Consider the following 12,960-nt stretch of genomic DNA (forward strand, 5'->3'; position numbering starts at 1 on the left):
GTTTCATGTGATCTTGTGGCCGGTTGGCCGCAAGTTTTCACTTTCGACAGTGCTACGCGCGTAGAAGCATCGTGGACGCGATACTTTCTCCCCCCGCCCTGTCCCCTCCCTGCCTTCAGCTCCTTCCGCGCCAAGGAGAGTGCGTCATCAACGCGTCCAGCCCGCCCCCCGCCGTAGAACTGCACGGCATCACCAAGCGCTTCCCCGGCGTCGTCGCCAACAAGGACATCGCGATCACCGTCCGCAAGGGCACGGTCCACGCCCTCGTCGGCGAGAACGGCGCCGGCAAGTCGACGCTGATGAAGATCCTCTACGGCATGCAGAAGCCGGACGAGGGCACCATCGCCATCGACGGGGAGCAGGTCTCCTTCAGCAGCCCCGGCGATGCCATCGCCCGCGGCATCGGCATGGTGCACCAGCACTTCATGCTCGCCGACAACCTCACCGTCCTGGAGAACGTGGTTCTCGGCGGCGAGAAGCTCTACGGCATCGGCGCGAAGGCCCGCAAGAAGATCAGGGAGATCTCGGACGCGTACGGCCTCGGCGTACGCCCCGACGCCCTGGTCGAGGACCTCGGTGTCGCCGACCGCCAGCGCGTGGAGATCCTCAAGGTCCTCTACCGCGGCGCGAAGATCCTCATCCTCGACGAGCCGACGGCCGTGCTCGTGCCGCAGGAGGTCGACGCGCTCTTCGACAACCTGCGCGAGCTCAAGTCCGAGGGCCTGACCGTCATCTTCATCTCGCACAAGCTGGGCGAGGTCCTGAAGGTCGCCGACGACATCACCGTCATCCGGCGCGGCACCACGGTCGGCACCGCCGACCCGCGGACCACCACGACCAAGCAGCTCGCCGAGCTGATGGTCGGCTCCGAGCTGCCGTCCCCGGAGACCCGCGAGTCCACGGTGACCACCACCGCGATGCTCCAGGTCCAGGGCCTGACCGTCGCCGAAGGCGGCGTGCCCGTCGCCACGGAGGACACCGCGCGCACGCCCGGCCTGCCGGACGCCAACCTGCGCGAGACCGCGGTCGCCGGGCGCCTGCTGCTCGACGGGATCAGCTTCACGATCCACAAGGGCGAGATCCTCGGCATCGCGGGCGTCGAGGGCAACGGCCAGACCGAGCTGATCGAGGCCCTCATGGGCATGATGACCCCCGACGCGGGCGTCATCACCCTCGACGGCAAGGACATCACCAAGTCCCCGGTGCGCAAGCGCCGCGAGGGCGGCATCGGCTACATCCCCGAGGACCGCCACCGGCACGGTCTGCTGCTGGAGTCCTCCCTCTGGGAGAACCGCATCCTCGGCCACGTCACCGAAGCCCCCAACTCCAAGCGCGGCATCCTCGATCCGAAGGCCGCCCGCAAGGACACCGAGCGGATCGTGCGCGAGTACGACGTCCGCACGCCCGGCATCGAGGTCACCGCGGCCTCGCTCTCCGGCGGCAACCAGCAGAAGCTGATCGTCGGCCGCGAGATGAGCCACAACCCGAAGTTCCTCATCGCCGCCCACCCCACCCGCGGTGTGGACGTCGGCGCGCAGGCGCAGATCTGGGACGCGATCCGCGAGGCCCGCCGCGAAGGCCTGGCGGTCCTGCTGATCTCCGCCGACCTGGACGAGCTCATCGGCCTGTCCGACACCCTGCGCGTCATCTACCGCGGCCGCCTGGTCGCCGACGCCGATCCCGCGACCGTCACCCCGGAGGAGCTCGGCACCGCAATGACGGGCGCCGCCTCCGGGCACCTGGAAGCCACCGACAACAACTCCGCCGCCGGCACGGATGCCCGTACCGACTCCCCGGAGGACGAGGCCCGATGAAGAAACTCGACAAGGACCGGCTGCTCCTCGGCTTCGCCGGGCCCGCGCTCGCGCTGGTCACCGCCTTCCTGCTGACCATGGTCGTGCTGGCGGCGACGGGTGTGGACCCGATCGAACCGCTGCGGCTCATGGTGGAGAACGCCGGCTACGAGGACGTCCAGGTCCTCATCGTCAACCAGGCCGGTACGTACTACGTGGCGGCCCTGGCCGTGGCCATCGGCTTCCGGATGAACCTCTTCAACATCGGCGTCGACGGCCAGTACCGCCTCGCTGCGATGGTGTCCGCGGTCGTCGGCGCGGCGGTCGCGCTGCCCGGCCCGCTGCACATCCTGCTGATCGTGATCGTCGCCATGCTGGTCGGCGCCTTCTGGGCCGGCATCGCGGGCGTCCTGAAGGCCAAGCGCGGAGTCAGCGAGGTCGTCTCCACGATCATGCTGAACGCGATCGCCACCAGCCTGATCGCCTGGCTGATCCTGCCGAAGAACCTCGGCGTGCAGCCGCAGGGCTCCAACGACCTGACCACCGGCGAGATCGCGAAGTCGGGCTGGTTCCCGGCGATCTCCCTCGGTGACGGCCTGGAGATCTACGGCTTCACCTTCCTCGCCTTCGCGCTGGGCATCGTCTACTGGTTCGTGCTGGGCCGTACCCGCTTCGGCTTCGACCTGCGCGCCACCGGCGCCAGCGAGTCCGCCGCGCAGGCCTCCGGCGTGGACGCCAAGAAGATGATCATCACCTCGATGCTCATCTCCGGCGCCGTCGCCGGCCTCGCCGGCATGCCGGTGCTGCTGGGCGAGAGCCACACGTACAGCCTGTCCTTCCCGGTCGGTGTCGGCTTCACCGGCATCACCATCGCGCTGCTCGGCCGCAACCACCCGGTCGGCATCTTCTTCGCCGCGTTCCTGATGGCCTTCATCGACAAGGCCTCGGCCTCGCTCGACACGGCCGGGTACGCGAAGGAGATCGGCACGATCATGAAGGGCCTGATCGTGATCGCGGTCGTCGTCTCCTACGAGCTCGTCCGCCGTTACGGGATCCGACGCCAGCAGCAGAAGGTCGGCGAGGAGCTGGCCGCAGGCCACGCCATCACGACCGAGAAGGAGGTCTCGGCGTGAGCACCAGCACCGTTTCCGCGACCAGCGCCGCGCCCAAGAAGCAGGGCGGCCGCACCAAGCTCACCCTCCCGTGGATCATGCTGATCATCGCGGGTGGCCTCGCGCTCATCTCGCTGGTCCGCGTGATCAGCGGCGCGGACGACCTGACCTCCATCGGCCAGGTCTCCGGAGCGCTCTCCCTCGCCGTGCCGATCGGCCTCGCCGGACTCGGCGGCCTGTGGGCCGAGCGCGCGGGCGTCGTCAACATCGGCCTCGAAGGCATGATGATCCTCGGCACCTGGTTCGGTGCCTGGGCCGGCTACCAGTGGGGCCCGTGGACCGGCGTCATCGCCGGCCTGATCGGCGGCGCCATCGGCGGCCTGCTGCACGCGATCATCACGGTCACCTTCAACGTGAACCACATCGTCTCCGGTGTGGCCATCAACATCCTGGCGCTGGGCTTCACCCAGTACCTGTCGAACTTCACGTTCGCCGAGGCGCCCGGCGGCTCCTCCAAGCAGTCCCCGCGCGTCGAGCCGATCTACGAGATCACCGTGCCGGGGTTGTCGGACTGGATGGCGACCCTCCAGGGCAAGCACTGGTTCTTCATCTCGGACGTCGCGGGCGTGGTCGGCGGCCTGGTCACCGGCCTGTCGCTGCTGACGGTCGTCGCACTGCTGCTGATCCCCGGCACCTGGTGGGTGCTGTGGCGCACCACCTTCGGCCTGCGGCTGCGCTCCTGCGGCGAGAACCCCATCGCCGCCGAATCGCTCGGCGTCAACGTCTACAAGTACAAGTACATCGCCGTGATCGTCTCGGGCGCCCTCGCGGGCCTGGGCGGCGCGTTCCTGTCGATCGTGGCCAGCCCGATCTACCAGGAGGGCCAGACCGGCGGCCGCGGCTACATCGGCCTCGCCGCGATGATCTTCGGCAACTGGATGCCGGGCGGCATGGCGCTGGGCGCCGGCCTGTTCGGCTTCACCGACAGCCTCAAGCTGCGCGGCGGCGCCGAGAACGTCCACGCGATGCTGCTGCTCATCGCGATCCTGCTGGTCCTGGTCGTGGCCTGGCAGCTCTACAAGAAGCGCTACGTCCCGGCCGGCATCTCGGCGGTCTTCGCCGTGCTGCTCTTCCTCTGGTACGGGCTCACGGACCAGGTGCCCAGCCAGTTCGTGGACGCCGCCCCGTACCTGACCACCCTGCTGGTGCTCGCGCTGTCCGCGCAGCGCCTGCGGATGCCCAAGGCGGACGGCATGCCGTACCGCAAGGGCCAGGGCAAGTGACGGCCGCTCCCGACTGGGAGGCCCTGCGCGAGGCCGCCCGGGAGGCGATGTCCCGGGCGTACGCCCCGTACTCGGGCTTCCCGGTCGGCGTCGCGGCGCTGGTCGACGACGGCCGCACCGTCGTCGGCTGCAACGTGGAGAACGCCAGCTACGGGCTCGGCCTGTGCGCCGAATGCGGGCTGGTCTCCTCCCTCCAGGCCACGGGCGGCGGCCGCCTCACGCACTTCACGTGCGTGGACGGCAAGGGCGAGATCCTCGTCCCCTGCGGTCGCTGCCGCCAGCTCCTCTTCGAGTTCGGCGGCGCCGAGCTCCAGGTGGAGACGCCGGAAGGCGTCCTGCCGCTCTCCGCGATGCTGCCGCAGGCCTTCGGGCCGGACCACCTGAGATAGCCGCGCGACGGCCCTCCGCCCTGCCGGGCGGGGGGCCGCCGTCCTTTCCTCTCCTCCGTACGTACCCCTCTCTCTATGCGCGTAGAAGGAAGCACTTCCATGGACGTCATCTCCGTCATCCGCACCAAGCGCGACCGCGGTGAACTGAGCCCCGAGCAGATCGACTGGGTCATCGACGCGTACACGCGCGGCGTGGTCGCCGACGAGCAGATGTCGGCGCTGGCGATGGCCATCCTGCTCAACGGCATGAACCGGACCGAGATCGCCCGCTGGACCGCAGCGATGATCGCGAGCGGCGAGCGGATGAACTTCGACTCCCTCTCCCGCCCGACCGCGGACAAGCACTCCACGGGCGGCGTCGGCGACAAGATCACCCTGCCGCTGGCCCCGCTCGTCGCCGCCTGCGGCGCGGCCGTACCGCAGCTCTCCGGCCGGGGCCTCGGTCACACCGGCGGCACCCTGGACAAGCTGGAGTCCATCCCCGGCTGGCGCGCCCTGCTCTCCAACGAGGAGATGCTGCACGTCCTGGACACCACCGGCGCCGTCATCTGCGCGGCCGGCGACGGCCTGGCCCCGGCCGACAAGAAGCTCTACGCGCTGCGCGACGTGACCGGCACCGTCGAGGCCATCCCGCTGATCGCCTCCTCGATCATGTCCAAGAAGATCGCCGAGGGCACCGGCTCCCTCGTCCTCGACGTGAAGGTCGGCACCGGCGCCTTCATGAAGAACATCGAGGACGCGCGCGAGCTGGCCCGCACGATGGTCGGCCTGGGCACGGACAGCGGGGTCAAGACGGTCGCTCTCCTCACCGACATGTCCACCCCGCTCGGCCTCACCGCGGGCAACGCCCTGGAGATCCGCGAGTCCGTCGAGGTCCTGGCGGGCGGCGGCCCCTCGGACGTCGTCGAGCTGACCCTGGCACTGGCCCGGGAGATGCTGGACGCCGCGGGCATCAAGGACGCCGACCCGGCGAAGGCCCTGGCCGACGGCTCCGCGATGGACGTGTGGCGCCGGATGATCTCCGCGCAGGGCGGCGACCCGGACGCGGCCCTGCCCGTCGCGCGGGAGCGGACCGTGGTCACGGCCCCGTCCTCGGGCGTACTGACCCGGCTGGACGCGTACGGGGTGGGCGTGGGCGCCTGGCGCCTGGGCGCCGGCCGCGCGCGCAAGGAGGACCCGGTCCAGGCGGGCGCCGGCATCGAGCTGCACGCGAAGCCGGGCGACACGGTGGTCGCGGGCCAGCCCCTGATGACCCTGCACACCGACACCCCGGAGAAGTTCGACTACGCCCTCTCGGCGCTGGACGGCACCTTCGACATCGCGGCGCCGGGCACGGCCTTCTCGGCCACGCCGATCGTGCTGGACCGCATCGCCTGATGCGGCCGTAGGCGCTTCCTCCGGCCCCCGCCGATGAGTGCGGGCGGGGCCGGGGGTCTGCCCTCATGTGGAGATCAGAACCCTGGCCCTGGAGGGGCCCGAGCCGGATGCCGCCGAGCTGTGCGCCCGATTGCGCGCGCTGTGCAGGGACGGCCCCGACGGGGTGGTGTGCGATGTCCGCTCAGTCGCCGCGCCCACCCTCGCGACCGTCCAGGCCCTCGCCCGTGCGGCTCTGACCGCCCGGCGCCTCGGCATCCCCTTCCGGGTCACCGGGGCGCCGCCCCCGCTGCGCGCGCTACTCCACCTCGTAGGACTCGTCGAGCTGCTCGGGGAGCCCGAAGAGCGGGAACCACCGGGCGGTGTCCAGGAAGGCGTTCAGCCCGGCGATCTTCCCCTCTGACACCTCCAGCACCTGGAGCGCCCACGGGGTCCAGCCCGGCTGACCGTCCTCCCGCGGCCGGTACTGGCCGAAGGCGGGCATGCCGTTCGCCGTGGTCGGGATCATCCGCGAGCCCTTGCAGCCGATGCCCTGGTTCAGGTGCCAGGCCGCGATGTCCTCGTGACCCTGGAGCCACAGGTCGAACGGCGGCATCGACAGCACGGCGTCCTCGTGGAGCAGGGCGGTCAGCCGGGAGATGTCGTAGGCCTCGAAGGCGGCGAGGTACTGCTCCAGCAGCTTGACCTGGTCGGTGTCCAGCGGGTCCGCCGACTCGCTCTCCCGGATCCGGGTCGCGGCGAGCGTCGCACGGGCCCGCTGCAGCGCGCTGTTCACCGACGCGACGGTGGTGTCCAGCAGGGTGGCGACCTCGTCGGCCTTCCAGGCCAGCACCTCGCGCAGGATCAGTACGGCCCGCTGCTTGGCCGGCAGGTGCTGCAGCGCGGCGACGAAGGCGAGCCGTACGGACTCCTTGGCCAGCGCCATCTCGGCCGGGTCGGCGGTCTGCGGCAGCACCCGCCCGTCGGGCACCGGCTCCAGCCAGGTCACCTCGGGCCGCTCGCCCAGTACGGCGGACGCCTGGTGCTGCGGAGCGCTCAGGTCCATCGGCCGGGCCCGTTTGTTCCCCGCGTTCAGCAGGTCCAGGCAGACGTTGGTGGCGATCCGGTACAGCCACGACCGCAGGGAGGACCGCCCCTCGAACTTCGCGTAGCTCCGCCAGGCACGGATGTACGTGTCCTGCACGGCGTCCTCGGCATCGAAGGCCGAGCCGAGCATGCGGTAGCAGTAACCGGTGAGCTCGACGCGGTACCGGTCGAGCGCGGCGTCGAGTTCGGTCCCGTGGGCAGCCGTTTCCGTCATGTCCCGTGATCCCCCTGCTAGTTCCCGATACTTCGGAAACTACCCGAGGCCTCTGACAACCGCAGCCCGGCACGCGGCGCGGCCCCGCACGCCTACACCCGCCACCGGACCTGCGCTACCCCGTCCGCATCGGGGACCACGCCGGTGAGCAGGGGCTTCCACTGGTCCGCGTAGACGGGCAGCAGGGCCGCGGGCCCGGCGAGCAGCGAGTGGGACCGGTGCCGATGGATCTGGAACGAGTGCTGCGCGAAGTCGAAGCAGACGCACTTGTGGAACAGGGACCGGCCTGAGGGGACGGACAAGCGGACCTGTGGCCCGGCGCAGCTCGACAGGATGCTGACCGAAGCCCGGACCAGGAACGCCTGGCTTCGTGACGGGTCCTCGGTTGTTCAGCAGCAGGTGATCCGGGATTTCGGGAAGTCCCGCGCCAAGGCACAGAAAGACATCAAGGACCGGTTGCCGGTGCGGCAGCGGGTCGGGATGCCGAAGTGGAAGAAGAAGCGGGAAGCGCTGCCGTCCCTCAACTACACCCAGCGTGGTTTCCGCTTGAAGGACGGGCGTCTGTACCTGGCGGGCGGCATCGTGCTGACGGTGGTGTGGTCGCGGAGCCTTCCGGCAGACCCGTCCAGCGTGCGCGTCCATCAGGACAGTCTCGGGCACTGGTATTGCTCGTTCGTCGTCCCCGCCGAGGTCGAGCCGCTGTCTGAGACCGGTCGTGTGATCGGGATCGACTGGGGTGTGCGGGAGACCGCGACCACCACCAGCGACGACCACGACCTCCCGCACGCCGAGCATGGCAAGCAGGCGGCCGCCGGCCTGGCCCGCTATCAGCGGATGATGGCCCGCCGGAAACCGGCGAAGGGCAAGCCCGGGTCGAGGAGGTATCGGGCGGCGAAGAAGCACGTCGCGAAGCTGTACAAGAAGGTGGCCCGGCAGCGCCAGGACACCGGCCGTAAATGGGCCAAGCGTGTGGTCCGCGACCATGACGCCCTGGCGGTGGAGGACTTCCGTCCGAAGTTCCTGGCCAAGTCCACCATGGCCCGCAAGGCGGCCGACGCGGCGATCTCCGCGACGAAGACGGCCCTGATCGAGATGGGCCGAAAGCACGACCGGACCGTATACCTGGTCCATCCCGCGCACACCACCATGGACTGCGCGCAGTGCGGAGCGAGAACCAAGCACGCACTACCCCTCTCGATGCGAACCTATGCCTGCACCGCGTGCGGAACCGCGCCCGCCCCTCAGCGCGCCGCCAGCGCCGCGATCCGGGCCGTACGGGCCGCGTGGGACCCGTACAGGGTGATCGTGACGACCCCGGCGACCGCGAGCAGCGCGAGGGTGACCGTGGCCGCCCAGCCCGCCGAGTGGTAGGCGAGGGCGCCCAGCGTGCCGCCGGCGCTGGAGCCGACGTAGTACGCCGACTGGTAGAGCGCCGAGGCCTGCGCGCGACCCGTCTTCGCCGTACGGCTCACCGCCGAGGAGGCCACCGCGTGGCCCGCGAAGAAGCCCGCCGTGATCAGGACCAGGCCGAGGAGGATCGCGGCGAGGGAGTCCGCGAGGGAGAGGAACAGGCCCACCGCCGTCGTGGTCACCGCCAGGTACAGCGCGCCGCGCCGGCCCAGCCGGGCCACCAGCTGCCCGGCCGCCGCCGAGGAGACCGTACCGACCAGGTAGACCAGGAAGATCGAGCCGATGAGGCCCTGACCGAGCGAGAACGGCTCGTCCACCAGGCGGTAGCCGATGACCGTGTACACCGCCCCGAACACGGTCATGAACAGCGCGCCGATCCCGTACAGCCGCAGCAGCAGCGGATCGCGCAGGTGCCCGGAGACGGTACGTCCCACCGCGCGCGGGTTCAGCGAGGCCGGCCGGAAGAACCGGGCCCGGGGGAGGAGCACCAGGAACGCGGCCGCGCAGGCCAGCGACATCAGGCCCACGGTGAGCAGCCCGCCGCGCCAGCCCCAGGCCTGGGCCGCCCAGCCCGTGACGAGGCGGCCGCTCATGCCGCCGATGGAGTTGCCCGCCACGAACAGGCCGATCGCCGCCACCAGCGCCTTCGGCTTCAGCTCTTCCGCCAGGTACGCCATCGCGGAGGCCGGGATGCCGGCGATCGCCGCGCCCTGGACGGCGCGCAGCGCGACCAGCCATTCCATGTTCGGCGCGAAGGGCACCAGGAGGCCGACGCCGACCGCGATCACCATGGACCAGGTCATCATCCGGGTCCGGCCGAAGCGCTCCGAGAGCGCGCTGAGCGGCAGGACGAACAGCGCGAGCGCGCCGGTGGCCGCGGAGACCGTCCAGCTGGCCTGACCCGCCGTCACGCCGAAGCCGTCGGAGATCGCGGGCAGCAGCGCCTGGGTGGAGTAGAGGAGGGCGAAGGTGGCCAGGCCGGCGGCGAAGAGCGCGAGGCTGAGGCGGCGGTAGCCGGGACGGCCGGGCTCGTGCGCCTCGGGTGCGGAGGCGGGGAACGACGGGGTGGAGGCACCCGGGATGACGGGTGCCCCGGTATGAGCGGGAGGCATGCGTACGACGTTAGGGTCCTCCTTTTCATGCGTCCAATGCACAGATTCGCGATAATCAATCCATCCGTGCATCAGTGCAGGTCAGATGGGTGCCTATCGATGAGTCGTTACGAAGAAGACATGGCCGTGACACATGCGCTGGCCCCGCGCCTCGCCTACTTCGTCGCCGTCGCCCGGCACGAGCACGTCACCCGCGCCGCCCACGAGCTGGGCGTTCCGCAGTCGACCCTGTCGCGGGCCATGGTCCGCCTCGAACAGGACCTGGGCGTCACGCTGTTCGCCCGCAAGGGCCGTACGGTCGCGCTCACCACGGCCGGCCGCACCTTCCTCGCCTCGGCGCAGCGCTCGCTGGACGAGATCGCCCGCGCCGCCGGCTCCGTGCAGCAGGACGCCGACCCGTCCTTCGGCAAGGTCGCCTTCGGCTTCCTGCACACCCTGGGCCCGGAGACCGTACCCGGCCTGATCCGGGCCTTCCGGGCCGACCACCCCGGCGTACGGTTCTCCCTCGTCCAGAACTACGGCGAGGCCATGCTGGAGAAGCTGCGCGCCGGCGAGCTCGACCTCTGCCTGACCTCGCCCCTGCCCGACGCACCGGACCTGGTGGCCCGCCGGCTCGACGAGCAGCGGCTGCGGCTCGTGGTCCCCGAGGACCACCGGCTCGCCACGCGCAAGCGGATCCGCCTCGCGGAGGCCGCCGAGGAAACCTTCGTCACCCTGGAGCCGGGCTACGGGCTGCGCCGCATCACCGACGACCTGTGCGCGGAGGCCGGGTTCACGCCCCGGGTCGCCTTCGAGGGCGAGGAGGCCGAGACCCTGCGCGGGCTCGTCGCCGCCGGTCTCGGCGTGGCGCTGCTGCCGCCGCCCGCGGTGGCCCGGCCCGGGGTCGTCGAGCTGACGGTCACCGCTCCTCGCGCGGTCCGCGAGATCGGGGTGGCCTGGCTCGACGGGCACCCGGACACGCCTCCGGTGGCGGAGTTCAAGAAGTTTCTGCTGTCCCGTCGGGGGCGGCTGATTCCGGAGCTTCAGCCGGGGGGTGAGTGAGCGGGGCCCGGGTGGCGGCGGAATCCGGGGAGGCCGCGGAGTCCTCCGAAGCCGCGGAAGCGGCAACGGCAGCCGCCGTCGCCGACAGCAGGAACCCGGCCTGGAAACGGGACTTGGCCCCCACCGCCCGCATGATCTCGGCGATGTGGCGCTGACAGGTGCGCTCCGACATGCCGAGGCGCCGGGCGATGACCTTGTCCTCCAGCCCCTCCGCCAGGAGCCGCACGATGGTCTGGCGCAGCTCGTCGGAGATGGAACGGGCCTGGTCCGGCCCGACGGTGGTGCTGAAGGGCTCGGCCTCGGACCAGCAGCGCTCGAAGGTCTGCGCCATGAAGTGGACGACGTTGGGCTCGCGCACCACCAGCGCCGCCTTGATGTCGTCCTGCACCTCCATCAGCCCGGTGTGCCGGTCGACGAGGATCATTCGCATCAGCCCGTCGCCGACGGTACGGACCTGCGAGCCGAGGGCGGTCACACGCTCCACGTAGGCGGCCGTCGGGCGGGAGTAGCGGGCGGTGTGCTGGTAGAGCGTGCGCATCCGCACGCCCCGGGCCAGCATCGCCTCGTCCCGGACCACCGCCCCCTCCAGGGTCGCCGGGCTGCGGCCGCCGCCCGGGTGGCAGGTCAGCACCTCGGACTCGGCCGAGGCGATGAGCTCCCCGATCAGGTCCTGCAGCGCGGCCGGGTCCGTGACCAGCTCCAGGGCGTTCGCCCGGCCCCGGTCGCGCAGGTCGGTGCCCGTCTCGTACTCCGGGAGCAGCTCCTCCAGCCGGACGCGCAGCCGGTCCATCTCGTCGTGGGTCTCGCGCACGCGCAGGGCCAGCGGAGCCAGCGTCCGGGCCACCGCGGCCTGCGGGGACACGGCGCTCCAGTGGATCCGCGCGGGCTCGTCGGAGCCGAGGCCGTCCGCGGCGGAGGCCGGGCGGGAGCGGGGCTGGATCAGGTGGGCCGCCGCGAGTTCGGCGAGGGCGGCGCCGACGGACTCGCCGAGCGCCTCGTCGGCCTCCGCCTCGGAGAAGGCGTGCCGCTCGGCCGCGAACCCGTAAAGACGCCGGGCCACGGAGCTCAGTTGGTCCGTTTCATCCGATGGCATATACATATTCGTCCTGGCCTGTACCGATTCGTAAACCCCTCGTGTTCCCGCAAGGCACCAAGACGATGCCCTCCGATCTTCGTGAGGATAGGCCTAACCGGCACAGTGGTACCACGGCGTTCTCGGGGGAGGGCGCGGGCACCTTCACGTCCGCGCTTCGCCGGCCTGGCACCGCGCCCTCGCGCGGGCGGGTGCCTCAGGTGGTCGCGTCGGGCCCGCCCGTGTCATCCGACCGGGAGGGGGCGGCGCGGCCGCACGGACGGCCCGGCGCGACCACCATCAGATCCGCGGCCGCTCTCGCGGGGCGTCAGCCGCGCAGGGACCGCCCGTAGCCGGAGGCCAGCGGCATCCGCAGGCCCAGCGGCGGGGGAGCCGCCAAGGCGTCGGTCACCGGCCGCGAGTAGGACCCCGAGAACACGGACCCCAGGACGAAGTCCACTGACAGGGCCACGACTTCGTCCTGGTGATCGCGCAGTCCATGCCCGTCGGAGTGCACCTCGAAGCGGCACGTCGCGCGGTTCGCCTTCTTCGCCCGGGCCGCCAGTCGGTAGGACAACTCCGGGTCGCTGCGGGCGTCGTTGGTGCCGTGCACGATCAGGACCCGGCGGCCGGAGAGCTGCTTCACCGGTTCGGGGGAGTCCGTGTCGGACTGCCGTGGGAGGGAAGGGGCGAGCGCAAGAACGGAGTTGACGGCTTCGTGGCCGGCCGCGGCGAGCGCCGCCCGGCCGCCGGCGTCATAGCCGGCCAGGCACACCGGGATGTCCCCGTACCGCCGGACCACCTCGTCCGCGGCCCACTCGGCGTCCCCCTCCCGGGTGCCCGCACCGTGGATGACCTGGTGCGTGACCAGCCCGTCCGCCGCGCCCGCACGGGCCAGGGCCCGGGCCAGCGGACGTACCGGACCGGGGGAGAATCTGGACGCTCCGGGGAGAAGGAGCACCACACCACTGACCGTTGAGACCGAGCCGTTCGCGCCGGCCGCCCGCCCCAGGCGGGCCCCGCGCGCCGGCGGCGCATGCTGTGCCATGACGGAACAGTCTCAGACGCCGAGGT

General features: G+C 71.2%; 12 protein-coding genes and 1 pseudogene. 8 read left to right on the forward strand and 5 right to left on the reverse strand.

What is annotated here, in order from left to right; translation table 11 throughout:
- The first annotated feature begins 80 nt into the window (after window positions 1-80).
- From ACFWBW_RS21185 to ACFWBW_RS21210, 6 genes are all read left to right on the forward strand, one after another.
- Window positions 81-1,814 (forward strand): ABC transporter ATP-binding protein, encoded by a 1,734-nt coding sequence (locus ACFWBW_RS21185; RefSeq protein ID WP_385374708.1) that lies wholly within the window; start codon window positions 81-83, stop codon window positions 1,812-1,814.
- Window positions 1,811-2,926 (forward strand): ABC transporter permease, encoded by a 1,116-nt coding sequence (locus ACFWBW_RS21190; RefSeq protein WP_385374631.1) that lies wholly within the window; start codon window positions 1,811-1,813, stop codon window positions 2,924-2,926. Before ACFWBW_RS21185 ends, ACFWBW_RS21190 begins: the two co-directional genes overlap by 4 nt.
- On the forward strand, window positions 2,923-4,188 hold the full coding sequence (locus ACFWBW_RS21195) for an ABC transporter permease (protein ID WP_385374633.1): 1,266 nt from the start codon (window positions 2,923-2,925) through the stop codon (window positions 4,186-4,188). The genes ACFWBW_RS21190 and ACFWBW_RS21195 overlap by 4 nt, the downstream gene beginning before the upstream one ends.
- Window positions 4,185-4,577, forward strand: a complete 393-nt coding sequence (locus ACFWBW_RS21200) for a cytidine deaminase (protein ID WP_243333749.1) — start codon at window positions 4,185-4,187, stop codon at window positions 4,575-4,577. Before ACFWBW_RS21195 ends, ACFWBW_RS21200 begins: the two co-directional genes overlap by 4 nt.
- Window positions 4,578-4,676: 99 nt before the next feature.
- On the forward strand, window positions 4,677-5,954 hold the full coding sequence (locus ACFWBW_RS21205) for a thymidine phosphorylase (protein ID WP_385374635.1): 1,278 nt from the start codon (window positions 4,677-4,679) through the stop codon (window positions 5,952-5,954).
- A gap of 166 nt (window positions 5,955-6,120) precedes the next feature.
- Window positions 6,121-6,354, forward strand: coding sequence for a hypothetical protein (locus tag ACFWBW_RS21210; RefSeq protein ID WP_385374710.1), 234 nt, complete (start codon window positions 6,121-6,123; stop codon window positions 6,352-6,354).
- Here the strand turns inward: ACFWBW_RS21210 and ACFWBW_RS21215 are convergent.
- Window positions 6,250-7,251: a sigma-70 family RNA polymerase sigma factor gene (locus ACFWBW_RS21215; protein WP_385374637.1), complete on the reverse strand. Its 1,002-nt coding sequence runs from the start codon at window positions 7,249-7,251 to the stop codon at window positions 6,250-6,252. The two genes, ACFWBW_RS21210 and ACFWBW_RS21215, sit on opposite strands and share 105 nt — an antisense overlap.
- A gap of 92 nt (window positions 7,252-7,343) precedes the next feature.
- On the reverse strand, window positions 7,344-7,553 hold the full coding sequence (locus tag ACFWBW_RS21220; protein ID WP_385374639.1) for a hypothetical protein: 210 nt from the start codon (window positions 7,551-7,553) through the stop codon (window positions 7,344-7,346).
- Between ACFWBW_RS21220 and ACFWBW_RS21225 the strand changes: the two are divergent.
- Window positions 7,480-8,544 (forward strand): annotated as a pseudogene (locus ACFWBW_RS21225) (RNA-guided endonuclease InsQ/TnpB family protein); the annotation flags it as partial. The gene ACFWBW_RS21220 and the pseudogene ACFWBW_RS21225 overlap by 74 nt on opposite strands.
- On the opposite strand, the gene ACFWBW_RS21230 reads toward ACFWBW_RS21225, so the two are convergent.
- A complete protein-coding gene (locus tag ACFWBW_RS21230; RefSeq protein ID WP_385374641.1) occupies window positions 8,493-9,773 on the reverse strand; it encodes an MFS transporter in 1,281 nt (426 codons plus the stop codon). The pseudogene ACFWBW_RS21225 and the gene ACFWBW_RS21230 overlap by 52 nt on opposite strands.
- Before the next feature lie 99 nt (window positions 9,774-9,872).
- On the opposite strand from ACFWBW_RS21230, the gene ACFWBW_RS21235 reads away from it, so the two are divergent.
- Window positions 9,873-10,814: a LysR family transcriptional regulator gene (locus ACFWBW_RS21235; protein ID WP_385374643.1), complete on the forward strand. Its 942-nt coding sequence runs from the start codon at window positions 9,873-9,875 to the stop codon at window positions 10,812-10,814.
- Here the strand turns inward: ACFWBW_RS21235 and ACFWBW_RS21240 are convergent.
- Entirely contained in the window at window positions 10,750-11,907 is a 1,158-nt protein-coding gene (locus ACFWBW_RS21240) for a LuxR C-terminal-related transcriptional regulator (RefSeq protein ID WP_385374645.1), read from the reverse strand. The genes ACFWBW_RS21235 and ACFWBW_RS21240 overlap by 65 nt on opposite strands.
- 307 nt (window positions 11,908-12,214) lie before the next feature.
- A complete protein-coding gene (locus tag ACFWBW_RS21245) occupies window positions 12,215-12,934 on the reverse strand; it encodes an alpha/beta hydrolase (protein WP_385374647.1) in 720 nt (239 codons plus the stop codon).
- Window positions 12,935-12,960: the final 26 nt, after the last annotated feature.

Source organism: Streptomyces sp. NPDC059957 (genome assembly GCF_042730015.1).
Classification (GTDB): Bacteria; Actinomycetota; Actinomycetes; order Streptomycetales; family Streptomycetaceae; genus Streptomyces.

Bases quoted from the DNA above. Each gene is read 5' to 3' on its own strand.
- ACFWBW_RS21245 (WP_385374647.1), bottom strand. From the start codon at position 12,934: ATGGCACAGCATGCGCCGCCGGCGCGCGGGGCCCGCCTGGGGCGGGCG.
- ACFWBW_RS21215 (WP_385374637.1), bottom strand. From the start codon at position 7,251: ATGACGGAAACGGCTGCCCACGGGACCGAACTCGACGCCGCGCTCGAC.
- ACFWBW_RS21235 (WP_385374643.1), top strand. From the start codon at position 9,873: ATGAGTCGTTACGAAGAAGACATGGCCGTGACACATGCGCTGGCCCCG.
- ACFWBW_RS21230 (WP_385374641.1), bottom strand. From the start codon at position 9,773: ATGCCTCCCGCTCATACCGGGGCACCCGTCATCCCGGGTGCCTCCACC.
- ACFWBW_RS21240 (WP_385374645.1), bottom strand. From the start codon at position 11,907: ATGCCATCGGATGAAACGGACCAACTGAGCTCCGTGGCCCGGCGTCTT.
- ACFWBW_RS21190 (WP_385374631.1), top strand. From the start codon at position 1,811: ATGAAGAAACTCGACAAGGACCGGCTGCTCCTCGGCTTCGCCGGGCCC.
- ACFWBW_RS21205 (WP_385374635.1), top strand. From the start codon at position 4,677: ATGGACGTCATCTCCGTCATCCGCACCAAGCGCGACCGCGGTGAACTG.